This is a genomic window from Halogeometricum borinquense DSM 11551, from assembly GCF_000172995.2.
Taxonomy (GTDB): Archaea; Halobacteriota; Halobacteria; order Halobacteriales; family Haloferacaceae; genus Halogeometricum; species Halogeometricum borinquense.
The window spans coordinates 2,281,827-2,304,873 of the sequence record NC_014729.1 but is presented as its reverse complement, the minus strand read 5'-3'; the positions used below and the strand labels follow the sequence as shown (position 1 = coordinate 2,304,873).

Sequence of the window (23,047 nt, the reverse complement as noted above, 5' to 3'; positions counted from 1 at the left end):
GATATCGGCACACCGAATCGCGGGATCGAATCTGACCGCGAAACCGCGAGCGCCCGCGGCGGGTTACGCACCGCCGCGAGATGGTCTCGTCCGCGTCGTCAGCGAACGTCGTCGAGGATGAGTCGCTGTTCGACTCGCTTGACCTCGTGCTGGACGTCGCGCACGGCGTCGATGTTCGCGGAAATCGAGGAGATACCTTCGTTGACGAGGAACTGGACCATCTGCGGCTTCGATGCCGCCTGCCCGCAGATACTCGTCTTCACACCGACTTCGCGGCACGTCTCGATGGTATCGCCGATGAGTTTCAACACGGCGGGGTGGAGTTCGTCGAACCGACCGGCGACGTTCTCGTTGTTCCGGTCTACGGCGAGGGTGTACTGTGTCAGGTCGTTCGTCCCGAAGGAGACGAAGTCTAGGCCCGCGTCGGCCATCTCCTCGACGCTGAGCGCGGATGCGGGCGTCTCGATCATCACGCCCCACTCGCGCTTTTCGGGGTCGATCCCGGCCCCTTGCATCAGTTCTTTCGTCCGCAGCACGTCCTCGGCGTCGTTGACGAGGGGGAACATCATCTCGACGTTGTCGTACCCCATCTCGAACAGGCGACGGAACGCCTCCAGTTCGTGCTTGAACAGCTCTGGTTTGTCGAGGCTGCGGCGGATACCGCGGTAGCCGAGCATCGGGTTGTGTTCGCGCGGTTCGTCCTCTCCGCCTTCCAACTGGCGGAATTCGTCCGTTGGCGCGTCGAGCGAGCGCACGCGGACCGGACGCGGGTAGAACTCCTCTGCGACGCCGCGGATGCCCTCGACGAGTTCTTCGACGTAGGCGCGTTCGCCGTTGTCTGCGATGTACTTATCGGGTGTCTTGCCCAGCGACAGCACCATATGTTCGATGCGGAGCAAGCCGACGCCGTCCGCACCTGTCGCGGCGGCGCGTTCTGCGGCCTCGGGGATGGAGACGTTCACCTTCACTTCCGTGGCCGTCATCGGTTTGACGGGCGTCTTCGGCCGCGCCTCCTCGATGGGTTCGCGTTGCTCTTCTTTCAGTTCGGCTCCCTCGCTGACGGTCCCCTTGTCGCCGTCGATGGTGATTGGCTGTCCTTCTTCGATTTCGCGCGTGGCCGATCCCGTGCCGACCACGGCGGGGACGCCGAGTTCACGCGAGACGATGGCTGCGTGCGAGGTCATCCCACCTTCGTCGGTGACGATACCTGACGCGCGCTTCATCGCGGGCACCATGTCCGGCATCGTCATCTCGGTGACGATGATGTCGCCGTCCGAAACTTGGTCGAGGTGGTCGAGTTTGGTGACGATACGGGCGTTTCCGGCGGCAATACCCGGACTTGCACCGAGTCCGCGGAGCAGCATATCGCCAGATTTCGCCGCCATCTGTCCGCTCTCTGCTCCACCATCGCCTGCTGCCTCTTGGGTGGCTGCGTCCTTCTCGTCGTCCGAGATGGTCGTGATGGGCCGCGACTGGAGCATGTATACGTCGTCTTCGTAGATAGCCCACTCCACGTCCTGTGGTTCGCCGTAGTGGTCTTCGACGCGTTCGCCGAGTTCGACCAGCCGCGCGATTTCGTCTTCGTCGAGAACGCGCGCACTGCGCTTGTCGTCTTCCACGTCGCGTTCGACCGTCTCACCCGTCTCCGAGTCCTTGACCATCATCACTTTCTTGTCGGCGACGGTGGCCGTCTCGACTTCACCGGAGTCTCGGTCCACGACGTAGTTGTCGGGCGAGACCGATCCGGAGACGACAGCCTCTCCGAGACCCCACGCCGCTTCGATGATGATCCGCGGCTCACCCGTCGAGGGGTGTGAGGTGAACATCACACCGGATTTCTCGGCATCCACCATCTCCTGGACGACGACGGCGATATCGACTTCGTGGTGCGGGAAGCCCTTTCGGTTCCGGTAGTAGATGGCTCGCTGAGAGAACAGCGACGCCCAGCACTCTTTGACCCGGTGAATGAGGTCGTCCTTCTGGACGTTCAGGAACGTCTCTTGTTGCCCGGCAAACGACGCGTCCGGGAGGTCCTCGGCCGTCGCGGAGGACCGAACAGCGACGAACGCCTCGTCGTCGCTCTCGCCGACCTCGTCGTAGGCGGCGAGGATCTCCTCGCCGACGGATTCCGGTACCGGTGTCTCCATGATGAGTTCGTGCGCCCGTTCGTGCGCTTCCTTCAACGCCGCGGAGTCCTCGTGGTCCACGTCAACGGCGTCGAAAAGTTCCTCGTCAATACCCGCGTCCTCGATGAACGAACGGTACGTTCCGGCGGTCACGACGAACCCCGTCGGGACGGGGAGGCCCGCAGAGGTAAGTTCGCCGAGTGAGGCACCTTTCCCGCCGACTGTGCCCAAGTCGTCGGCGCGTACGTCGTCCAGCCAAACTACAGCCATTAGCGTTTGTCAATGATTGTAAGCCCTCATAAGTACTTTCCGAACAACACCAGTGTGAATAATACAATACTCGGCTTCGAGTACGTAATTTTCGCCGGAACCGTTCTTCCCCAATTATACCACTTCCGGCTGCCAATTATGCAGACATATTTGCTGGTTTAAGGAGTCATGTACTGTGGTTTGTCGGGACGTATTGCTGTTTCGTGGACACAGAATCTCCGTTGCGTCGGAATCAACTACGTGCGTCTCGATTTGCCTCTCTCGATCCATCGGTCACCGTTTTGCTTGCCGACTAGATGACACAGCGAATGGGTTCCGATTATCCTGTTAACGAGGCTTCGATTACCCTGTCGGCGAGAGGTTCTTTACGTCGGAACACCTGCATTTAGTTGTGCTTCCCGATTGGGTTTCGCTGATTCCGGCGTGGCTCGTCTTCGGGATTGCCGGGGGCCTCCTCGCCTCGGTAGTCGTCGCTGGAGTGTTCGTCGTTGGCGGCCGCCTGTTCCCCGATGAGCCGGTTTCTCGGGGCGCTATCGACGGTGCTGCCCGCCGCCGAATGGAGATCCGAAACTATCTCCGCCAGATAAACGAACCCTTCGCAGAGGATCACCCAATTCACGGCGAAACGGTCGAGTTCTACCTCCCCAGTCGAGATGTCGCTGTCACCTTCGACGCGCAGGCGTACTTCCGTCTCGAATGCGCCGGGACGTACACGGTACTCTGCGAACACGAGATGCCTGCTCGCGCGCTGGGTCGTCGTCTCCCGTTCGAGGTCCCCGAATTCGGACACGCACGCCCGAAACCAGATGACCCTGTAACAGCCGCGTTCGATCATCTCGACCTCCCAAGAACTGCCAGTCCGGCAGAGGTCAAAGTTGCATATCGGGACAAAGTAAAGACCGCACACCCCGACCACGGTGGATCACAGGCTGAGTTTCAGCGATTACAGGAGGCGTACGCGACGGCAAAAGAACACGCAGAGCGCGCAATCGCTTCGTGAGCTGTCTTTTTACCCCGTAACACGCCCATAACCGTCCTGCTATTCCGCGATGCGCGCCGCTTCGGTCACTTCGTAGAGAACGTCTCCGTCGCGGAGAACGTCGGTCACGCGTCCCACGAGGTCTGTCGTTACAACGACGATAGCCGAGAGTCCGCGCGCCGCGGCCGCCTCTGCGACGTCGCCAGCCGCCCACGAGGTTTCCATCTCAACGTCCGCCTTTCGAAGTGAGACAATCGCTTCGATGCCTGTCGCGGCGACCACGTCCGCGTCGTCGCACATCTCCGCGAGCGTCTCAAGGTCCACGGCGCGACTGCCGCCGGACCGCGTGGGCGGCACTTGGACGACGGTGACGCTTCCGGGGTCGATTTCGATGATACCCTCGAATCCGGTGATGCTCACGTCTTCGCCTTTCTCGGCATCCGTCGTCGCTACGCCGGTTGCCGGGCCGCTTTCGCCGGGTGTCGCGTGCAAGAGCCCATCGCGGACTGTGAGCGTCACCGTTTCGCCTGACGACAACTCCTCGGTTGCAATCGCCGCGTCCTCTTGGACGTTCTCCAGCACGTCATCGGTAACGTGGTCGGCGAAGCGCCGGAGGTCTTTGGCCTCCTGAAACAGCCAATCGACGCCCTCTTTGGTGACGTGATACCGCGAGCGTCCTTCCTTTTCGACGTAGCCGTCCTCGACGAGTTGCCTCGTGTACTCGCTGACCGCCTGACTCGTCACGCCCACCGCCTCGGCGACTTCGCCTTGGCTCACCGCCGGTTGTCGGTTGGCGATTTCGACGAGGATGCGGAGGCGCGTCGCCGTCCGTTTGTCTTCGAGGGCACCGCTCATACGCTGACGGAGGCAACGCACGATGAAAAATCCCCCCGGCACGTCTCCGTGGTCTGCGAACGCCATCGCTTTGCTCGTTCGGCCCGTTTTTTCGCCCGTGTACGACGTGCGTTACCGCGACCGAGCGGCGTTCCTTCCGTTCGCCGAGACGCTCGTCGTCTCGGACCTTCATGTCGGCCGCGCCGAAGCGTCCGACGTGGCGTTTCCTCTCGGTGAGCGGTCGGATTTGCGGGACCGCCTCTCTGCACTGGTCGAAGCATTCGACCCCGCCGAGGTGGTGTTCGCGGGCGACGTTCTCCATCGCTTCGACACCGCCACAACTGCCGCCGAATCGGGACTTGATGAACTCGTGGGCGTCTGCCGGAACGCGGGCGTCAAACCGATACTCGTCCGCGGGAACCACGACACCGTACTGGAGTCGGCGTGGGACGGGAAGGTGTTTGACCAGTACGTCATCGCTGAGAGTCCCAGCGTCGTCGTCTGTCACGGCCACGCTGCACCCGCGGCTGAATCCGAGGTTGAATCCAGCGCGACATCCGAGACAGACGCGTCGTTGTACGTCATTGGCCACGTACATCCGGCGATCACTATCGAGGGTCGGCGCCGTCCATGCTATCTCTACGGTGAATCAGTCTACCGCGGGAGCGACGTTCTCATTCTCCCGGCGTTCACTCGTCTCGCCGCGGGTGTCCCAGTCAACGGCATGGACGCAGACGACACGCGGTCACCGCTGGTCTCCGACGTGGACGACTTTCGACCGATTGTCTACGACGAAGACGCCGACGATACGCTCTCATTTCCGCCATTGGGCGAGTTTCGCCGGCTGTTATGACCGCAGCAAGACGCCGCTTACTCAGCGTCCGACCGAACCGCTTCGGCGGCGTTCCGTCCGCTTTGCATCGCGCCTTGAATCGACGACCACGCGGTGAAGTCACCAGCGAGATACGTCCGCCCGCCGGGTTCGCGGTTGGTCGGAAGCGCGTCATGCACGCCCGGTGGTTGGTCGAACTGTGCGAACTCGATGCGGTCGGTGTGAATCGGTTCGAGTCCGTCGAACATGCGGTCGGGATACCACGATTCGAGCGTCTTGCGCGTCATCTCGGCCAACTCGGAGGCATCGCGGTCTAGTGCCGACGTACCGAGGAACGTCGCGTTCACGAGTTCGGCGTCGTCGGGCGCGTACTCGGGTGCGACTTCGCTCATCGGGACGACGGTGTTCGGAGCGTCATCGGCCGCATTGAGGAGTAGTTTCTTTCGCGTTTCCAGTTTCGTCCCCTTGGGAAGCCGGTAGGATTGTGTGACGCAACTGCGTGCGTTCGTCGGAATCTGATTCACGTCGGTCAGCCGTCGCGCCTCCTTCGGGTCGGTGGCGACGACGACGAAGTCAGCATCTACCGTTTCTTCGACCGTGGTGATTGTGGCGCTGTCACCGTTGTCGTCGATGTGTTCGACGCCAGATTCGGTGACGATCCTCGCCCCTGCCTTGCGGGCGTTCGCGGCCAACTGTTCGGGGACCGCCTGCATCCCGCCGGCGGGAACGCCGATTGACCCCTCGCTCAGCATCTTGAACGTGTACTCGAAAACGCGCTTTGAGGTCGAGAGCGACCGGTCAAGCGTAATTCCGCCGTAGAACGGTGCGACGAAGTGTTCGATATAGTCTTCGGAGAATCCCCACTCACGCAGGTAGTCGCGGATGCTGTCGTCTTCGCTCCCGAAAATTTCGTTCTCCGTCATCGACCCGACGTGTTGGCGAAGCGCCAGCGTCCGGAGTTTGTCGGTCGTCGTCACCTCGTCGTTTTGCAGTGATGCGACCGTGGCACGCGGGTCTCGTATCGGATCCGAGAGCGTTGACCGTTGGCCGGGTCGAGCGATGACTGCGCCGGGAGCGAAGTAGCGCACGTCGAGTGCCGACAGGTCGAGTTCACGTCGAACAGCGGGATACTTGGTAAAGAGGACCTGAAATCCTCTGTCGAAGGTAAAGCCGTCTCGTTTTTGCGTCCGGACCCGACCGCCGACTTCGGGCCGTCGCTCGAACACGGTCACGTCCGCGCCAGCGTCAGCCAAGTGCCGCGCCGCGACAAGCCCCGCAAGGCCCGCGCCGGCGACGACAACAGTTTCTCCGTCCATATCCCCGCCGTGGTCCGGCGAACACAAAGAGCCGGGTGGTCGCGGACAGCGACGAATGGCTAGGGATTAGTTGGTCGCCTCGAACCATCGGATATGGAGACACGCGAGGCGTTCCTCGGATTGAAGTGCGCCGAGACGGGCGAGCGATACGACGCGAGTACGACGGGCGAAAGCGACGCCGGTGTGCATTTGACTCCGGTCTACGACCTCGACGCCGTAGACTGGGCCGACGGCGGACTCGCCGACCGCCCGACGGACACGATGTGGCGCTATGCCGACCTCCTGCCCTTCTCTTCGCCTCTCACGGCGAACGAGGGTGGGACGCCACTCGTAGCATCCGCCGAACTCGCCGCCGAACTCGGCATCAAGTCGCTCTCGATCAAAGACGAGGGCCGGAATCCGACCGGGACGGTCCTCGACAGAGGGCTCTCGCCTGCCGTCACGGCCGCACGCGAAGCGGATGCGGAACTGGTCGCCCTCGCCTCGGCGGGTAACGCGGGCCAGTCGGCGGCGTCGTACGCCAGCATGGCCGACCTTCGGTCGTATGCGTTCGTCCCCTCGCGCGCGCCGTTCTCGAACAAGGCGATGGTGAACGTCCACGGCGGCGAGATGCGCGTCGTCGGCGGCCGGTACCCTGACGCCGAGGACGGACTCCACGAGCAACTGCAGTCTGATTGGTTCACCCTGCAGGAGTTCGACAACCCCTACCGCCACGACGGTATCAAGACGCTCGCGTTCGAGGTGGCTGAGTCACTCGACTGGTCCGTCCCGGACGCTGTCATCGTTCCGACGAGTACGGGTGAAGTCGTCACTGGCGTCGCAAACGGCTTCCGCCAACTCCGCGAACTCGGCCTTATAGACGAGCCTCCATCGATCTACGCGGCCCAAGCGTCCGGCTGCGCGCCGATATACGCCGCTCACGAACGCGGCGAACGCGACGTAGAACCGTGGGAACACCCCGACACTATCGTCGGCGAACTGGAGATTCCCGATCCGAAAGGTGGGGCCGCGGCCGTCCACGCCGTTGAACAAACGGACGGTGACATCCTCGCAATCGACGATGAAGACATTCTCGAGAGCGCCGTCGTCGCCGCACAGACCGCCGGCGTCGAAGTCGGCACTGCCGGTGGTGCGGCGATGGCCGCCGCGTGGCAACTCGCAGAAGACGGCGTCGTGGGCGAAACCGACGATGTCGTCGTCGTGAACACTGAATCCGGTACGAAGACGGCAGATATTCTCAGAAGCCACCTGATGGGACAGGGTATCTAATCCCCGTCAGGGAATCTGAATCGAACCCGCGGTTTTCACGCGATAGCGGGCGCGATTCTTCCCAGTAGGTTTTTCTTTTAGACTCGTCTAATTCGGAATATGTTGAGCGACGTGATGGAGGACTACTTGAAGGCCATCTATCAGATTCAGGCGACATCCGGCCCACCCGTCTCTACTTCTGCCATTGCGGAGTATCTCGGCAAGACGCCGCCGACGGTGACGAGCATGCTCGGGAAGCTCGAAGAGCGCGGACTCGTGAACCGCGAGAAATACAAGGGCGTCGAGTTGACCGAGGAGGGCGAGACGGTGGCACTGGAAGTGCTTCGTCACCATCGCCTCCTCGAAGCCTATCTCGCGGAACATCTCGACTACTCGTGGAGCGAAGTCCACGACGAAGCGGACGCACTCGAACACCACATCAGCGAAGAGTTCGAGCGCCGCGTTGCGGAAGCGCTCGGGAATCCGACGGTGGATCCGCACGGTGACCCGATTCCCTCGGCCGATCTCACGCCCCTCGAATACGACGACACGGAGACACTGAGTGACCACCCTGTCGGCGATCACGTGGTCGTGACGCGCGTCAGCGACCGAGACGAGGAGGAATTAGAGTATCTCGCTGATGCCGGTGTCACACCGGGGACCAAACTCGAAGTCGTTGACGTGGCCCCGTTCGGTATGGTCACCGTCCGGACCGAGGACGACGGCGAACAGAGCCTTCCCGAGTCAGTTGCGGCCTCGATTCGCGTCAAACCGGTTGACGAGGACGCCGACGGTGCGAACGACGAAGCGAACGGTGAGAACGGCGAGGCATCGACGTGACCGGCTATCTCGAAATTCTGGTCATCGCGTTCGTCTACCAGTTGGCGGTACTCCCGGGCGAGAAGGTGCAGTTCATCATCGCCGGCCTCTCGACGCGGTACAACCCCCTCGTCGTCGTCGCCGCGGCGGGATCAGCGTTTGCCGGGTGGACCGCGCTGGAGATTCTGTTCGGACAGGCGATTCGGTCGGCTTTGCCACCCATCGCTCTCAACGCGATCACTGCGGCGTTGTTCCTGACGTTCGCCGTCCTTCTCTACCGGTCGGCACCCGACTCGAACGAACCATCCCATCAGTCCGCCACCGAGACGGACGGCGGGTTCGCAGATCCGGCGGATCAGGCGGACTTGCCCGGTCCACTCACCCGTCTTTCGGGGTCGTTCGGTGGGTTCATCCCCATCTTCGTGATGATGGCTGCCGGAGAGTTCGGTGACAAGACGCAGATGGTCACTATCGGACTGGCAATCGACTACGGGGCCACCTCGGCCATCTGGTTCGGAGAGATGCTCGCTATCATCCCCGTGAGCCTCGCCAACGCGTATCTGTTCCACAAGTTCTCGCATCGATTCGATATGCGGAAGGTACACCTGCTCTCGGCCGCGCTGTTCTGCTTTTTCGGCCTCGACACGGTGTTGCAGATGACGATGAACGTCTCCGTCTGGGAGTCGGCCGTCAAAGCGGTTGCTGCCGGTCTCGGCGTGGCGTAGTTCCGGCGTGAGTGACTCCTTTCGGTTGATTTATCCGCTTCTCGTTCCGCTGACTGTACGTGCTTAGTATCGTCGTCACCCTCCTCGTGGGCAGTATCTTCGGACTCGCCTTAGCTGCCCCACCCGGACCGATGAACGCGATCATCGCCGAAGAGAGCGTCATTCACGGCTGGCTTGCAGGGTTCAAAGCCGGTCTTGGTGCGATGAGTGCTGACGCTATCTTCTTCGTCCTCGCGGCGCTCGGTGTCGTGACGTTCCTCCAAGGGTCCCCCACGCTCCACGCCGTCATGATGGGTGTCGGCGGCGTGCTACTGCTGTACTTCGCCTACGGTGCCGTACAGGACGCACAGTCCTCGTTCCAACCCGACGACTCGTCTGACCGACCAAACGATCCGGGTGAGCAATCAAACGATCCGACTGATCAGCCAAATAATCCGAGTGAGCGACCGACAGGGACCGGGTTCACGAAGGCGTTCGTGCTCGCGCTCACGAACCCCTACCAGATTCTGTTCTGGATCACCATCGGTGTGAAGATGTTAGATCCGGGAACGCTGGATGTTCTGGCGGAGATACCGTACGTCGGCGCATCGCTGACTGGCACTCTCGTCGTCCAGACCGGGTCGCCGTCGCTCGTTATCGGCTTCTTCGGTGGCATTCTCATTTGGGCGTCGGGTTTCCCGGCAGCACTCGTCGGTGCCGAACGCCGCGTGAACAAACTGGCCCCCGTCGTAGCCGGTGGCAGCGCACTCGTTCTCGCAGGGTTCGGGCTGATGTTTCTCTCGCGGGCGGTCAACACGTTCGTCCCGTTCTGAACCGCCGATGACTCTCTCACCCGAGATGACCGCAGACAAACAGGTCTAACCGCACTCTGGACGCTGAAACACTAACCCTTTCACCCGGCGGACGGGAGATTCGACTATGTTCGATAAGTCGACGTGGATTCAGCTCCCGCGGAATGTCCTCATGGGACACGGCGTCGTCGACGAACTCGCCGATGCGGTGGACGAACTCTACCTGACGGGACGGCCGTTCTTGGTTACGAGTCCGACCCCGAACGACATCGCGGGCGACGCGGTGCGCACGCAGTTCGACGATATCGCTTCCGTCACCATCGAGACGGCGAGTTTCGAGTCGGTCGAACGCGTCGTCGATGCCGCGGAGGCGGCCGACGCGGGCTATCTGATCGCTCTCGGCGGTGGGAAGGTCATCGACACCGCGAAGATGGCCTCCGACAGCCTCGACTGTGGCTTCGTCTCCGTCCCGACGGCGGCGAGTCACGATGGTATCGTCTCGGGCCGGTCATCGATTCCTGAGGGAGATACGCGCCACTCCGTCGCCGCCGACCCGCCGTTAGCCGTCGTCGCCGACACGACTATCCTCGCGGAGGCTCCGTGGGAACTCACCACCGCGGGCTGTGCCGACATCATCTCGAACTACACCGCGGTGAAAGACTGGCAACTCGCACACCGATTGAAGAATGCCGAATATTCCGAGTACGCTGGCGCGCTCTCGCAGATGACTGCGGAGATGCTCGTGGACAACGCCGAATCGATCAAACCCAATCTCGAAGAGTCTGCGTGGGTCGTCGTGAAAGCGCTCCTCTCCTCGGGCGTGGCGATGTCCATCGCCGACAGCTCCCGGCCCGCCTCGGGCGCAGAACATCTGTTCAGCCACCAACTCGACCGACTCGTACCCGGACGCGCCCTCCACGGTCACCAAGTTGGGGTCGGCTCGATCGTCATCGAGTACCTCCACAGCGGTGAGAAAGGCGAGTGGCGCGACATCCGCAACGCACTCGACGAGGTTGGTGCCCCGACGACAGCAGCTGAACTCGGAATCGACGCCGAGACGGTACTGGAAGCGCTCACGACGGCACACACGATTCGTGACCGATACACCATCCTCGGCGACGGTGTGAGCGAGGAGGCCGCCCGCGAGGCGGCGACGTTCACCGGCGTCATCTAATCCACCGTTTGCACACTCGGTGCGTCGCCGGCACACCACTCGTCACAAAATGGCTGGCCCAACATCATCTCACGAGATTCGGACTTCTGTCTCACTCGCATACAGGACGGAGTCGGTACCGTACTGCCACCGCGTCCGAATCCCGAATCCGCGTCCTGAATCCGAAGAGGGAAGACGGGAGCTTCCGAAAGACCGCTATGGCAACTGCGAGCGCCGATAACCCGCTGAAAGAGCATCCGTTAGCCGCCACCGTGGTTCTCTCAATCGTCGGCTACGCCCTCGTTATCGGGACGTTCCTCGGTTTCGTCCCGGGATCGGTGTTCCCGGAACTCTCGCTCTCACAGGTGAATCTGCTTTCGGACGCTATCGCCGCCGTCAATGCGGTGAACGTCATCGTCATCGCCGCCGGATGGCGCTGGATCCGCCGTGACGAAGTGAAAAAGCACGCTACTGCGATGGTCACGTCGTTCGCCCTCATCCTCGTCTTCCTCGTGATGTACCTCGCCAAAATCGGCGGGGGTGGCACGAAGAAGATGGTCGCCCCGTGGTTCGCGTACTACCCCTACTTGGCGATGCTGGCGATACACATCATCCTCTCTATCGTCGCGGTGCCGGTGGTGCTGTACGCGCTCGTCCTCGGTCTCACGCACTCGCCGACAGAACTCCGCCGCGAGACGCCGCACCTGAAAGTGGGTCGTCTCGCTGCTGGCTCGTGGTTACTCTCGTTGAGCCTCGGCGTCATCACTTACTTGCTTCTCAACCACGTCTTCAGTTGGGAGTACAGCGCGTCGGCGGCGGCCGCACTCGTTGCTGCGCCGTTATAGTCTGGGCGTTCACGAGTTCTGGTGCATAGTGCGAGCGCATACCCGCGTCTTTAGGCGCGGGAGGAGGTCAATCCAACTCGCTCGTGTCACCCCGGGGAGTCCGACGGTGAGAACGAACGTAATGAGACAGATTCGAGATTGTACGACTTGACCGCGCTTTTACTTGAAACAAATGACATCTTTCGCTGTCGATCAGCCGTTTCGACCCGAAATTTTCCGACTCTGTTCACCTTGTCGGACGAGCAAATGTTGAGGATTTTTATCGTCCGGTCGCAAGCCGATGCGTATGCGAATCGCGTTCGTCTCGATGTACACCGAACAACTCCGAGCAGACGGTGCCACGAGACGGATGCGACGGGTGTCAGAACGCCTCGCCGCGAGCGGCCACGACGTGTCCGTCCTCTGCGCGCAGTGGTGGGAGGGTGAAGTTCCCGAGTTCGAGCAGAACGACGTAAACTACATTCGCGTCACAGAGACGCCGTCTGCGCCGAAGTTCGCCTCCAAGGTACCGTTCGCACTTCGCCGCGTCAAGCCGGACGTGATTCACGCGACGAACAGTCCGCCGACGCAAGTGACCGGCGCGAAGACGGCGGCGCGCTTTCTCCGCGTTCCGGTCGTCGTTGATTGGTGGGCCGAACGCGAGGGCGACTCAAGCAGTGCGTGCAAGCGCGCGGCCCGCGGGCCGAAACGCGTTATCGCTCCCTCGCAGATGGTCAAGACCGACGTTCGAGAGTACGGCGCGTCCGAGGAGGCGGTCCGCGTCGTTCCCGAATCGATCGACTTCGAGTTGGTGCGCGAGGCCGAGGCCGACGACAGGGCGGACATTCTCTACTCGCGGCACCTCGACCAGTACGCCAACGTCGAGTCGTTCTTCCTCGCACTCGCGGAACTCCGCGACAAAGACTGGCGGGCGGCCGTCATCGGCGACGGGCCGGAACGCGCCGAGGCCGAACAGACGGCCGCGGACCTCCGCATCGACGACCGGGTGGAGTTCCTCGGAGAGTTACCGCCCGAAGAGTTCGTTCCCATCATGAAGGGCGCGCACGTCTTCGCGCAGACCGCCGCCGTCGAACCGTTCGCCAACGACCTGCTCTGGGCGCTTGCCTCAGGATGCGTCGGCATCGTCGAATATCAGGCACGCTCCAGCGCGCACGAACTCGTCGTCAACTGTGACCGCGGCGCGCGCGTCACGAGTCCCCAGGAACTCGCAGACGAGATTTCGGCCGCCGCGGGGTACTCCCAAGAGTCGATCAACGAGGAGTTCGCATCGTTCGATCACGATGACGTACTCCGACGCTACGAGGATATCTACGCGGACGCCATCGAGGACTACGGCTGGTTCTGAGCGGACCGTGGCTCAACTCGGGTCTGACGGTGAGATACGACGAGATTACGAACGTGTGAGCAAACAGCTCTCTGTCGTCTCCGCGAACGGAACCCGAAAAAAGATGCGAACCGACTATTCTTCGATCTCGTAGTCGCCGCCGTACTTCAGGAAGAAGAACGCCAGTCCGAGCGTCGAAACCATCGCGAACGTCGTAGCGATACCGAGCGTCTTCGCGGAGTCCGGCACCGACGGAACGTTTGCGGGTTCGGGCGTCGAGATCGATTCGACGACTTCGATGGTGCCGACCATGCCTGCGGATTTGTGCGGTTGGCAGAAGTACTCGTACTCACCGAGCGTCTCGAACGTGTGCTTGTAGGTAAAGCCGGAGTTCTCGATGGATTCGTGTCCCTTCCAACTCGCGCCGTCGGGTTGACTATCGACGACGATGTTGTGGTTGTCAGACTCCCAGACGAACTTCACCGTCGTTCCGGGCGTGACCTGAAGCGCTTCGTTGGTTCCCGGTGAGAACACGAGATCACCGTCCGGGCCGACGGTAACGGTCTTTGTGGCGCCGCCACCACCGCCACCGCCACCGCTACCGGACTCACCGCTGGTACCCGTGGGAGTACCCGTTGCGGTGCTGTTGCCCGTTGCGGTACTGTTGCCCGCCGCAGTGCTGTTACCGGTACTGGTACCCGTCCCCGTCTCCTGCGCCGCGGCGGCCCCGGTCGCGCCCGCGACTGCCGCAGTCCCTGCCGCAGTCGTGAGGAAGGCACGACGGGACATCTCCGCGTTGCCGTCAGTCATGTTCGGCGGTTGGGTGTCCGCTGTAGTGAATACTTTGGTTTCCAGTTCAGCCCGCGCCGCCCGAGAACCGATAGACGCGGCGCGGTTAGAGCGTGTAATCGTGCTCGCCGGTCTCCGTATCGAGGAACGCCGCGAGGAGGTCGATAGTGGCGTCTACGTCAGCCACGTGCGCGCTCTCGGTTACGGTGTGGAGGTACCGAGTCGGGATGGAGATCGCACCGACCGGCTTCGCGCCGTGCGTGTTCTGAAACCCAGCCGTATCCGTCCCGCCCGCGGGGAGGACCTCATACTGGTATTCGACACCTTCGGACTCGGCCACGTCGCGGAGGCGGCGATGCACCTTCGGGTTCGTAATGACACTCCCGTCTTTCAGTTTGATCGCGGTCCCCGCACCAAGTTCGGTGACGTGGTCGCCCGCGTCAAAGCCGGGCACGTCGTTCGCCACGGTCACGTCCAGAGCGATAGCGAGATCCGGATTGAGGTCTACACCGAGTGCGGTGGCTCCGCGGAGGCCGACCTCCTCTTGGACGGTCGCCGCAAAGTGGACGGTCACGTCGGGATCTTCGACGCGCTTTGCGGCTTCCAGAATCGAGAACAGGCAGATGCGGTCGTCGAGAGCCTTGCCCGTGACGTGGTCGCCCATCTCGACAGTGGTCTGCTCCATCGTCACGAGGTCTCCAACGTTGACCGTCTCTTTGGCCGTCTCGGCGTCGAGACCGATGTCAACGTACAGATCTTTCACTTCGTCGTCTTTCTCTTTTTGCTCCTCAGAGAGCGTGTGCGGCGGCGGCGACCCGATGACGCCCGTCACGTCGCCTGCCCCGGTGTGTATCTGCACCCGTTGGGCTTTCAGGATGCGCGCGTCCCAGCCACCGAGAGCGTCCAACTGGACGAACCCCTCGTCGGTGACGTGACGAACCATGAAGCCGATTTCGTCCATGTGCGCCGCCACCGCCACGGAGTAGTCCGACGTGCCCTCGATTGTCCCGACGACGTTACCCATTGCATCCGTCTGTACCTTGTCGGTGTGTGCCTCCAACTCTCGACGGACGATGTCGCGGATACGGTCTTCGTACCCCGGCACACCGCTGGTTTCGGTCAACTCCTGAAGCAACTCGAAATCGAACTCATACTCGGCCATAGTGACATTTTTTGCCAGTCGAGACTAAAACACTCCTATCTCGGGGGCCGTGGGAAACTGACAACCAGTTCATCGTGGTTCCGGAACGTTTTTGCCGTGTTTCTGTGCATTGAGTGGCATGGCAGACGCAGAGGCGGAACTCCGCGAGCAGTTTACCGAGGCGTTCAGTGACGCAGAATTCCCCGTCAAGAACCAGATGGACCTCGTTCCCGCGCTTCCCAACGGTCCGGGCACGCGTTTCGAGGCTGGCGACGGCGAAGTGAGTTTCACGGCGATGGAGATGGCAGCGAAACTCGGCTCCCACCAAGAGTTCCCGTACGACGACGCCGAAAGCCTCGTTGACGACGTTATCGAGGGGCTGAAGGCTGAAGGGATGCTCTAAGCTCCGGTTTTCACGCTCCAACACCCCCCTTTTGGTGCGACTTCGACGAACGACCGTGAGTCGCATCGCACGGTCGACAGCGACTGTTTTGGTCACCTTCCCTCCAGAGTGCGTTCCTTCCGCCACACGAACCATTACGGTACTTCCGGCGGAACTCGATTCTATGACGACACACGACATCGAGCGATACCTGAACATCCGTAGCGCATACGGTGCCTCCTTCGGCCCTGATGGGGAGCGACTCTCCTTTCTCATGGATACGACAGGCGTCCCGCAAGTGTGGACGCTGGACGGTCCGGCGGCGTGGCCCGAACAACGAACGTTCTACGACGAGCGCGTCACGTTCGCGTCATGGTCGCCCGAGAACCCCGAACTCGTCTTCGGAATGGACGAAGGCGGCAACGAACGTCAGCAACTCCTCCGCTACGACCCCATTTCCGGTGGTATCAGCAATCTCACCGAGATGCCGGACGCAAAACACCGCTGGGGCGGATGGAGTAACGACGGCGACCGGTTTGCGTTCACCTCGAACCGCCGCGACGAGGCGGTGTTTGACGTGTACGTGCAGGGCCGAGACGAGACGGGCGACGCGGCGGAGATGGTCCACGAGGGCGACGGCTGGCTGACAGTCGGCGGATGGTCGCCGGACGACTCCATGCTCGTCGTCTCGGAGGCGTACTCGAACTTCGATCAGGACGTGTCAGTGCTCGACGTAGAGACCGGAGAACTGACGCATCTGACGCCGCACGAGGGGACGGTTCGGTTCCAGAGCGCAGAGTGGGGTCCGGACGGTGAGAACGTCTATCTCGTCTCCGACCGCGACAGCGATACGCTCGACCTCTGGCGCGTGAACGTCGAGTCCGGCGAGTTTTCGCTCGTGGCTGAAGACGACGAGTGGGAGATCGACGGCGTGGCTGTGGATCACGACTCCCGGCGCATCGTCTACTCAACGAACGTGGACGGCTACACCGAACTCACCGTCGGTGAACTGACTGCCCCGGATCGCATCGACGAGTACGCTGTTCCGGACTTGCCGCGCGGCGTCGCGGGCGGGGTCTCCTTTTCGCCCGACGGCGACCGATTCGCCGTCACCGTCTCCAGAAGCTCAGATACGGCGAACGTCTACGTCGTAGACGCGAAGACTGGCGAGGTCACGCAGTGGACGCACGCGGCCACCGCGGGCATCCCGCGGGATACGTTCGTCGAACCCGAACTCGTTCACTACCCGACGTTCGACGGCCGAGAGATTCCGGCGTTCTTCTCGCTGCCTGACGACGACGCGGGTGAGGGGGATACGCCGGTTATCGTGGACATCCACGGCGGTCCCGAATCGCAACGCCGCCCGTCATTCAACGCGGTCAAGCAGTACTTCCTCGCCAACGGCTACGCGGTCTTCGAACCGAACGTGCGAGGGTCGGCAGGGTACGGGAAGGCGTACGGCCACTTAGACGACGTAGAGAACCGGATGGATTCGGTAGCGGACATCGAAGCGGCCGTCGAGTGGTTGCACGACCATCCGGCGGTGGACCCGGACCGAATCGTCGCCATGGGTGGTTCCTACGGCGGCTTCATGGTGCTGGCGTCGATGACGGAGTATCCGGATCTCTGGGCCGCCGGCATCGACACCGTCGGCATCGCTAACTTCGTGACGTTCTTGGAAAACACGGGCGACTGGCGGCGCGAACTCCGCGAGGCGGAGTACGGCTCACTCGAAGACGACCGCGAGTTCCTCGAATCCATCTCGCCGATCAACAACATCGAGAAGATTCGCGCGCCGTTGTTCGTCCTCCACGGCGAAAACGACCCGCGCGTCCCCGTGAGCGAGGCACATCAGATCGTCGAGAAGGCGGGCGAACACGTCCCCGTCCGCGAACTCATCTTCGAAGACGAGGGCCACGGCTTCACCAAACTGGAGAATCGAATCGAAGCGTACGAGGCCATCGTCGAGTTCCTCGACGAACACGTCTAGAACCCGACTCCCAACCGTCGCGTTTTGTTGTGACGAGAGAAACGACTTAGTACCGGCGTAGAGTATGCTTGACAGACATGTCACGTGGGAAGGAATGGTGCTGTGTACTCGTTGTTCTCCCAGATTCGTCTGCAGGCGGCGGCTACCCCGAGATTGTGGGACCGATTGAAAAGACACTCGGCTCACAAGTCACCGTACGAAGAGGACAGTCCGCAGGAGAGTACGTCCACGAACTCGGACCGACTATCGACTGTGCGTTGGTACTGTCCGATGACGACGAACTGGTCGAGTTGCTCGTCGAAGCCAGCAACGGCGTTCCAGTCGTCGTCTACGGCGAAGGCCGTGCCGACGGCGTCGAGAAGGTGATCGAACCGGACGAGGGCGTCGAGCGTCTTCTTAACTGTCTCTCAGCCGCTATCGCAGCAGACCAACGGGAGAGCGAACTGGTCGAGGCGAACGCGAAACTCACCGCGTTGAGTGAGCACGCTAGCGCCATCACTGGTTGTGAGTCCGTCTCTGAGGTGTGTGAGGAGACGCTTGCCGCCGCCGTCGATGCCCTTGCGTTTACATTCTGTACCGTGGCGCTCGTCGAGGACGATAGAATCGTTCCTCGGGCTTCGACGCTTGCGCCGGACGACTACCGGAGCTGTCACGTCAGCGAAGGCATCGCCGGTCGGACGTATCGCACAGGAAAGACGCAACTGGTCGATGACATTGCGCTGGACGACGACACGCTCTTTTCGGAGGCACGACGCTCGACGGTGAGCGTCCCGTTCGGGCCGTACGGGGTGATACAGGTCGTCTCCAACAGTCCCAACGCGTTCGACGAACGAGACGCTGAGTTCCTCGAAATCCTCGCTGATTATACCGCTGAGGCGCTCTCTCGACTCGACCGGGAGGCGGCGCTCAGACAGGAGCGTGACCGACTCCGCGCCTTCTTTGACAGCCATCCCGTTCCGGTCGTATCAGTCGAGGAAGTGACCGCACCCGGCGACCGAGTTCGCTGTGAGACCAATCACGCCTACGAGCGGATATTTCCCAAGCAGTGCAACCACGTCAGTGTCTTCGTCGAAGAAGTGTTTCCGACGAACGCCGAACGCCGTCTGTTCTCTGACCAGTTACGTGCTGAAAGCCCCAGCACAGCGGTAGTCGAGCGTAAGACTTCCTCGGGAGCGTTCGAGGCGTTTCAGCTTACCGTCGTTCCTGTGCCAGCGAGCGGTCCCACCGGTTCCGCCTACGGCGTCTACACCCACGCCGACGACTCGTCCCCGATTGTTGAACTGTCCTGAACTTCCGTTAGAGTCAAACCACGCCGCGGCGAACGAATGGGTATGAGTGCCGACACGGAACGCGGACAGCAACAGCGGACAATCCGTTGTCTCATCGCCAAGGTCGGACTGGACGGTCACGACCGGGGAGCGCACGTTATCGCCCGTGCCTTCCGAGACGCGGGGTTCGAGGTTATCTATTCGGGACTCCATCGTGCGCCCGAGGAAATTGTACAGGCGGCCGTCCAAGAGGACGTTGACGTGCTGGGCATCTCTATCCTCTCGGGGGCGCACAATACGCTCGTCCCGAAAATCATCGACGGCCTGAAAGAGTACGACGCTTTCGAGGATACGCTGATCCTCGTGGGCGGTATCGTCCCCGACGAGGACCGACCGGAACTCAAGGAGATGGGCGTCTCTGAGGTGTTCGGTCCCGGCACGCCGATGCAGGAGACCATCGAATTCGTCCGCGAAAACGCCCCCCAGCGCGACTGATGAGCCACGCCGAAGACACGACGCGCGAGGCGCGCAACGATGAACTCGTCTCCGACCTGTTGTCGGGGAAACACCGCGCTCTCGCGCGAGCGATCACGAAGATAGAGAATCGGAGTCCGGGCTACCGCGACCTCGTCTCTCGGCTCCACGCGCACACCGGCGATGCCGACGTTATCGGAATCACGGGCAGTCCCGGTGCGGGCAAATCAACGCTCGTGGACAAACTGGCGAAAGCGTACCGCGACGACGGGCTGACCGTCGGCGTCATCGGCGTTGACCCCTCCTCACCGTACACCGGCGGGGCCGTCCTCGGCGACCGAATCCGCATGGCGTCGAACGTCGGCGACATGGACGTGTTCTTCCGGTCGATGAGTGCCCGCGGCCAACTCGGCGGCCTCTCGACGGCGACTTCTGACGCGGTGAAGGCACTCGACGCGTTCGGCAAGGACAAGATTATCGTCGAGACGGTCGGCGCAGGTCAGAACGAAGTTGACATCGTCCGCACCGCCGATACCGTTACCGTCCTCGTCCAGCCCGGAAGCGGCGACGACGTGCAGATGCTGAAGGCCGGTATCCTCGAAATCGGTGATGTGTTCGTCGTCAACAAAGCCGACATGGACGGCGTCAACCGGACCGTCGCGGAGTTAGAGGAGATGATTCATCTCCGGGACAACCCCGGCGCAAAGCTCGACACGGGCCACCACGGCGTCGATACGAGCCTTCCAGCGGGTGTTTCCGAAGCAAACGGACAGGCGAACGGGACGGATGCAGACGAACCGGATGACGCGGCCGACGACGACCCCGAGTGGAAACCGGCCATCGTGGAGACGGTGGCGACCACCGGCGACGGCGTGGACGAACTCGTCGAGACGCTCGGCGCACACGCCGAGTTCCTCACCGAGTCGGGGATGCGCGAGCAGAAAGCCCGAACGCGGTACGCAGAGGAGATTCGGCAACTCCTCCGGAACGACGCGAACGAGTTACTCAAGGAGGAACTCGACAGGCACGGCGGCGTCGAATCGCTGGCGGCCGCCGTTGCAGATCGGGAGACGGATCCCTACGCCGTCGCCAGCGAGGTTATCGAACCGCTGCGTGACTGCGTCACATCGCACCGCGACGAGTGAGCCGTCGGTCAGAACGTCGGTCGTAACTGGCAGGCGAAACTCCCAGCAGGGTATAATATCCTCGCGCACCTTCTTCCGCCATGAAGTTGCGAAACGTCGTTGGTGGAGTCGTCGCTGGGACCGGCCTTCTTGCTGCCGCGAACGCCGTTCTGTCGCGTCGGACGCCGCCGCTTGAACCTGCGCTGTCGGGCGAACAGCACACGTATCGCTGGCGCGGCATGGACGTACACTACACTGAGGCGGGCGATGAGGACGATCCGAACTTGCTTCTCCTGCACGGTGTCAACGCTGCCGCATCCAACGGCGAGTTCCGCGAGGTGTTCGACGAACTCGCCGAGGATTACCACGTCATCGCTCCGGACCTTCCGGGATTCGGAATGTCTGACCGGCCGCCGTTGCGCTACTCCGCCGCACTGTACGAGGATTTTATCGGGGAGTTCGTTGCCGAGTTCGACGACCCGGCGGTCGTGGCCTCGTCGCTCACCGCTTCGTATCTCATCGCCGCCGATCCGGACGTGTCACGGCTGATTCTCGTCTGCCCATCCGAACGCGGCGGCCCGGAACCGAAAGAGTGGCTTCGAGAACTCATCCGCGCGCCCGTTATCGGTGAAGCCGTATTCAACCTCATCGGGTCGAAGCCGTCGATCCGGTACTTCAACGCTGACCACGGCTACGCCGATCCGAGTCGGGTGTCCGATGAGTGGATCGACTACGAGTGGCGGACGGCCCACCAACAGAACGCCCGCTTCGCTCCGGCGTCGTTCATCAGCGGCTACCTCAACGAAGATATCGATCTCGAAACCGAACTCGCGGATGTGGACGTGCCCGTAACGTTGGTGTGGGGCCGCGACTCGGATCTCGTCCCGCTGAAGCGCGGACGCGAACTCGCGGAAGCGGCTGACTGTAAACTCGTCGTCTTCGACGACACGAAGCTCTTGCCGCACGTCGAGTTCCCAGAACAGTTCCTCTCGACAGTCAGAGAGGATGTGGGAATCCCCGCGTAAGGGTCGCCAGACAGTCCCCGCGTTCCGCTTGCTTTCTTACCGCGGCCGGAACACGACCATCGTATCGCCCGTGTCCGGGTTCTCTGCGGTGTGGACTTCCACGGACATGCCAACCGATGGGTCAGGGCCGTCCTCGTCCAGCACGCCGCGCAGAACGCCTGTGAGGCGAACTGCATCGAACGACGCGATGGCTGTGACGTACGGCGTCTGACTGGCGAAGTCCGGTCCGGCAACGTGAATCTCCGAGAACGTTTCGACGGTACCCGACTCGGGGAGTGGCGTTTTCTCCAGTTCCATCGCTCCGCAGTGGGGACACGTCCGGCGCGGCGGGAGCGACCCGTGTCCGTCCGGACAGGCCAGATAGTAGCCCTCACCGTCGCCGATGGCCGCAAGCCACTCGTCGTAGCCACCGTCGGTCATTCAACCACCTCCAGCACGTGGACGACAGCACTGGCGACAGTCCCACCCGCGTTGTGGGTGACGCCGACACGCGGGTCCGACAGGGCGTCGCTGTTGGCGTGGTCGCCGCGGAGCAGTTTCGTCATCTCGACAACCTGTGCGCCGCCCGTCGCCCCGACAGGGTGGCCTTTCGCCTTCAGGCCGCCCGAGAGGTTCACCGGAAGCGACCCGTCGCGGGTGGTTTTCCCCTCGCGGGCCGCGGTGATTGCCTCTCCGTGGTCGAACAGGCCGAGCGATTCGAGAGCGAGTACTTCCGCGATAGTAAAGCAGTCGTGGACTTCCGCCACATCAACGTCGTCCGGGCCGATTCCGGCGTCCTCGTAGGCTGCTGTCGCTGCTTTCTCGGCCGCGGGCGTCCGCGAGAACGCGTCACGGTCTTGGAGCGCGAGGTTGTCACCGCCCTGCCCGCTTCCGGTGATCGAAACGGGAGCCTCCAGTCCGTGCTCCTCCGCGTACTCGTCGCTGACGAGGACGACTGCGCTCGCGCCGTCGGTGATGGGACAGGCGTCGAACAGGTGAAGCGGCGTGGCGACCGGCAGGCTCTCCATCGCCTGTTCGACGGTTATCTCGCGGCGATACTGTGCGTATTCGTTCGGGACGGCGTTCGCGTGGTTCTTCACGGCGATGTGCGCTAAATCCTCGCGCGACCCGCCGTACTCCTCGAAGTACGCGCGAGCCATGAGGGCGTACGCGCCGGGGAAATTCATCCCCGAGCGTACCTCGAACAGTTCGTCGGCGGCGATGGCGAGCGATTCGGTCACTCTCGACGTCGAGAGGTTCGTCATGCGCTCCATCCCGCCCGCAAGGAGAACGTCGTGTTCGCCCGCGCGGATCGACCGCACGGCCTGTCTGACGGCGATACCGGCGGAGGCACACGCCGATTCGTGGCGCATCGCGGGACAGTCGAGTCCGGCCGCTTCGGCCATCAACGGTCCCTGATGACCCTGGCGCTCCGCGAAGGCACCCATGAAGTTCCCGTAGTGGACCCCCTCGTACGCGTCACGTGGCACGCCAGCTTCCTCACGGGCCGCGAGTGCGGCTTCCGCGAACAGATCACGACCCGTCCGCTCCGGTTGCTCGCCGAAGGGAGTGAGGCCGACGCCAGCGATTCGAACGTCGCTCATGCATGAACG

The 23,047-nt window shown here is 62.3% G+C and carries 22 protein-coding genes; 15 read left to right on the top strand and 7 right to left on the bottom strand.

The genetic code is table 11. From position 1 onward, the window contains the following. Positions 1-98: 98 nt before the first annotated feature. Positions 99-2,396 carry a phosphoenolpyruvate synthase gene (ppsA, locus tag HBOR_RS11615; protein ID WP_006056581.1) on the bottom strand — a complete coding sequence of 766 codons (2,298 nt, stop codon included), beginning with the start codon at positions 2,394-2,396 and terminating at the stop codon, positions 99-101. Between the two features lie 391 nt (positions 2,397-2,787). Here ppsA and HBOR_RS11610 point away from each other — a divergent pair, with 391 nt between their 5' ends. Continuing rightward, positions 2,788-3,396, top strand: coding sequence for a J domain-containing protein (locus HBOR_RS11610; RefSeq protein ID WP_006056582.1), 609 nt, complete (start codon positions 2,788-2,790; stop codon positions 3,394-3,396). Between the two features lie 39 nt (positions 3,397-3,435). Here HBOR_RS11610 and HBOR_RS11605 read toward each other — a convergent pair whose 3' ends face one another. Next, positions 3,436-4,230, bottom strand: coding sequence for a DUF7839 domain-containing protein (locus HBOR_RS11605; protein WP_006056583.1), 795 nt, complete (start codon positions 4,228-4,230; stop codon positions 3,436-3,438). Positions 4,231-4,327: 97 nt separating this feature from the next. Between HBOR_RS11605 and HBOR_RS11600 the strand changes: the two genes are divergently transcribed. Beyond that, on the top strand, positions 4,328-5,062 hold the full coding sequence (locus HBOR_RS11600; protein WP_049890485.1) for a metallophosphoesterase: 735 nt from the start codon (positions 4,328-4,330) through the stop codon (positions 5,060-5,062). 17 nt (positions 5,063-5,079) lie between these two features. On the opposite strand, the gene HBOR_RS11595 is transcribed toward HBOR_RS11600, so the two are convergent. Further along, positions 5,080-6,357, bottom strand: a complete 1,278-nt coding sequence (locus HBOR_RS11595) for an NAD(P)/FAD-dependent oxidoreductase (RefSeq protein WP_006056585.1) — start codon at positions 6,355-6,357, stop codon at positions 5,080-5,082. Positions 6,358-6,450: 93 nt separating this feature from the next. Between HBOR_RS11595 and HBOR_RS11590 the strand changes: the two genes are divergently transcribed. From HBOR_RS11590 to HBOR_RS11560, 7 genes are all read left to right on the top strand, one after another. Next, entirely contained in the window at positions 6,451-7,626 is a 1,176-nt protein-coding gene (locus tag HBOR_RS11590) for a threonine synthase (protein ID WP_006056586.1), read from the top strand. A gap of 99 nt (positions 7,627-7,725) precedes the next feature. Further along, a complete protein-coding gene (locus HBOR_RS11585) occupies positions 7,726-8,445 on the top strand; it encodes a metal-dependent transcriptional regulator (protein ID WP_006056587.1) in 720 nt (239 codons plus the stop codon). Then, positions 8,442-9,149: a TMEM165/GDT1 family protein gene (locus HBOR_RS11580; protein WP_006056588.1), complete on the top strand. Its 708-nt coding sequence runs from the start codon at positions 8,442-8,444 to the stop codon at positions 9,147-9,149. Before HBOR_RS11585 ends, HBOR_RS11580 begins: the two co-directional genes overlap by 4 nt. Positions 9,150-9,244: 95 nt before the next feature. Further along, positions 9,245-9,961, top strand: a complete 717-nt coding sequence (locus tag HBOR_RS11575; RefSeq protein ID WP_174261594.1) for a LysE family translocator — start codon at positions 9,245-9,247, stop codon at positions 9,959-9,961. A gap of 106 nt (positions 9,962-10,067) precedes the next feature. After that, the gene (locus HBOR_RS11570; RefSeq protein WP_006056590.1) at positions 10,068-11,114 is read left to right on the top strand and encodes an NAD(P)-dependent glycerol-1-phosphate dehydrogenase; all 1,047 of its coding nucleotides are present in this window, start codon (positions 10,068-10,070) and stop codon (positions 11,112-11,114) included. 197 nt (positions 11,115-11,311) lie between these two features. Next, positions 11,312-11,938, top strand: coding sequence for a DUF420 domain-containing protein (locus HBOR_RS11565; RefSeq protein ID WP_006056591.1), 627 nt, complete (start codon positions 11,312-11,314; stop codon positions 11,936-11,938). A gap of 286 nt (positions 11,939-12,224) precedes the next feature. Continuing rightward, entirely contained in the window at positions 12,225-13,283 is a 1,059-nt protein-coding gene (locus HBOR_RS11560) for a glycosyltransferase family 4 protein (protein WP_006056592.1), read from the top strand. Positions 13,284-13,397: 114 nt separating this feature from the next. Here the strand turns inward: HBOR_RS11560 and HBOR_RS11555 are convergent, their stop codons facing one another. Together HBOR_RS11555 and HBOR_RS11550 are read right to left on the bottom strand one after the other, a co-directional pair. Next, entirely contained in the window at positions 13,398-14,072 is a 675-nt protein-coding gene (locus HBOR_RS11555; RefSeq protein ID WP_006056593.1) for a plastocyanin/azurin family copper-binding protein, read from the bottom strand. A gap of 85 nt (positions 14,073-14,157) precedes the next feature. Then, positions 14,158-15,213: a M42 family metallopeptidase gene (locus HBOR_RS11550; protein ID WP_006056594.1), complete on the bottom strand. Its 1,056-nt coding sequence runs from the start codon at positions 15,211-15,213 to the stop codon at positions 14,158-14,160. A 118-nt stretch (positions 15,214-15,331) separates the two neighbouring features. On the opposite strand from HBOR_RS11550, the gene HBOR_RS11545 reads away from it, so the two are divergent. The 6 genes from HBOR_RS11545 (at position 15,332) to HBOR_RS11520 (ending at position 21,455) form a co-directional block, all read left to right on the top strand. After that, positions 15,332-15,595, top strand: a complete 264-nt coding sequence (locus tag HBOR_RS11545) for an MTH865 family protein (protein ID WP_006056595.1) — start codon at positions 15,332-15,334, stop codon at positions 15,593-15,595. Positions 15,596-15,758: 163 nt separating this feature from the next. Further along, positions 15,759-17,564 (top strand): S9 family peptidase, encoded by a 1,806-nt coding sequence (locus tag HBOR_RS11540; protein ID WP_006056596.1) that lies wholly within the window; start codon positions 15,759-15,761, stop codon positions 17,562-17,564. 77 nt (positions 17,565-17,641) lie between these two features. After that, positions 17,642-18,853 (top strand): GAF domain-containing protein, encoded by a 1,212-nt coding sequence (locus HBOR_RS11535; RefSeq protein ID WP_006056597.1) that lies wholly within the window; start codon positions 17,642-17,644, stop codon positions 18,851-18,853. Positions 18,854-18,895: 42 nt separating this feature from the next. Further along, complete coding sequence (locus tag HBOR_RS11530) at positions 18,896-19,327, top strand: cobalamin B12-binding domain-containing protein (protein ID WP_006056598.1); 432 nt, start codon at positions 18,896-18,898, stop codon at positions 19,325-19,327. Further along, positions 19,327-20,451, top strand: coding sequence for a methylmalonyl Co-A mutase-associated GTPase MeaB (meaB, locus tag HBOR_RS11525; RefSeq protein ID WP_006056599.1), 1,125 nt, complete (start codon positions 19,327-19,329; stop codon positions 20,449-20,451). The genes HBOR_RS11530 and meaB overlap by 1 nt, the downstream gene beginning before the upstream one ends. 80 nt (positions 20,452-20,531) lie before the next feature. Continuing rightward, on the top strand, positions 20,532-21,455 hold the full coding sequence (locus HBOR_RS11520; RefSeq protein ID WP_006056600.1) for an alpha/beta fold hydrolase: 924 nt from the start codon (positions 20,532-20,534) through the stop codon (positions 21,453-21,455). A 36-nt stretch (positions 21,456-21,491) separates the two neighbouring features. On the opposite strand, the gene HBOR_RS11515 is transcribed toward HBOR_RS11520, so the two are convergent. Both HBOR_RS11515 and HBOR_RS11510 read right to left on the bottom strand, forming a co-directional pair. After that, on the bottom strand, positions 21,492-21,875 hold the full coding sequence (locus HBOR_RS11515; protein WP_006056601.1) for a Zn-ribbon domain-containing OB-fold protein: 384 nt from the start codon (positions 21,873-21,875) through the stop codon (positions 21,492-21,494). Further along, positions 21,872-23,038 carry a thiolase domain-containing protein gene (locus tag HBOR_RS11510; protein WP_006056602.1) on the bottom strand — a complete coding sequence of 389 codons (1,167 nt, stop codon included), beginning with the start codon at positions 23,036-23,038 and terminating at the stop codon, positions 21,872-21,874. Before HBOR_RS11510 ends, HBOR_RS11515 begins: the two co-directional genes overlap by 4 nt. Positions 23,039-23,047 lie beyond the last annotated feature (9 nt).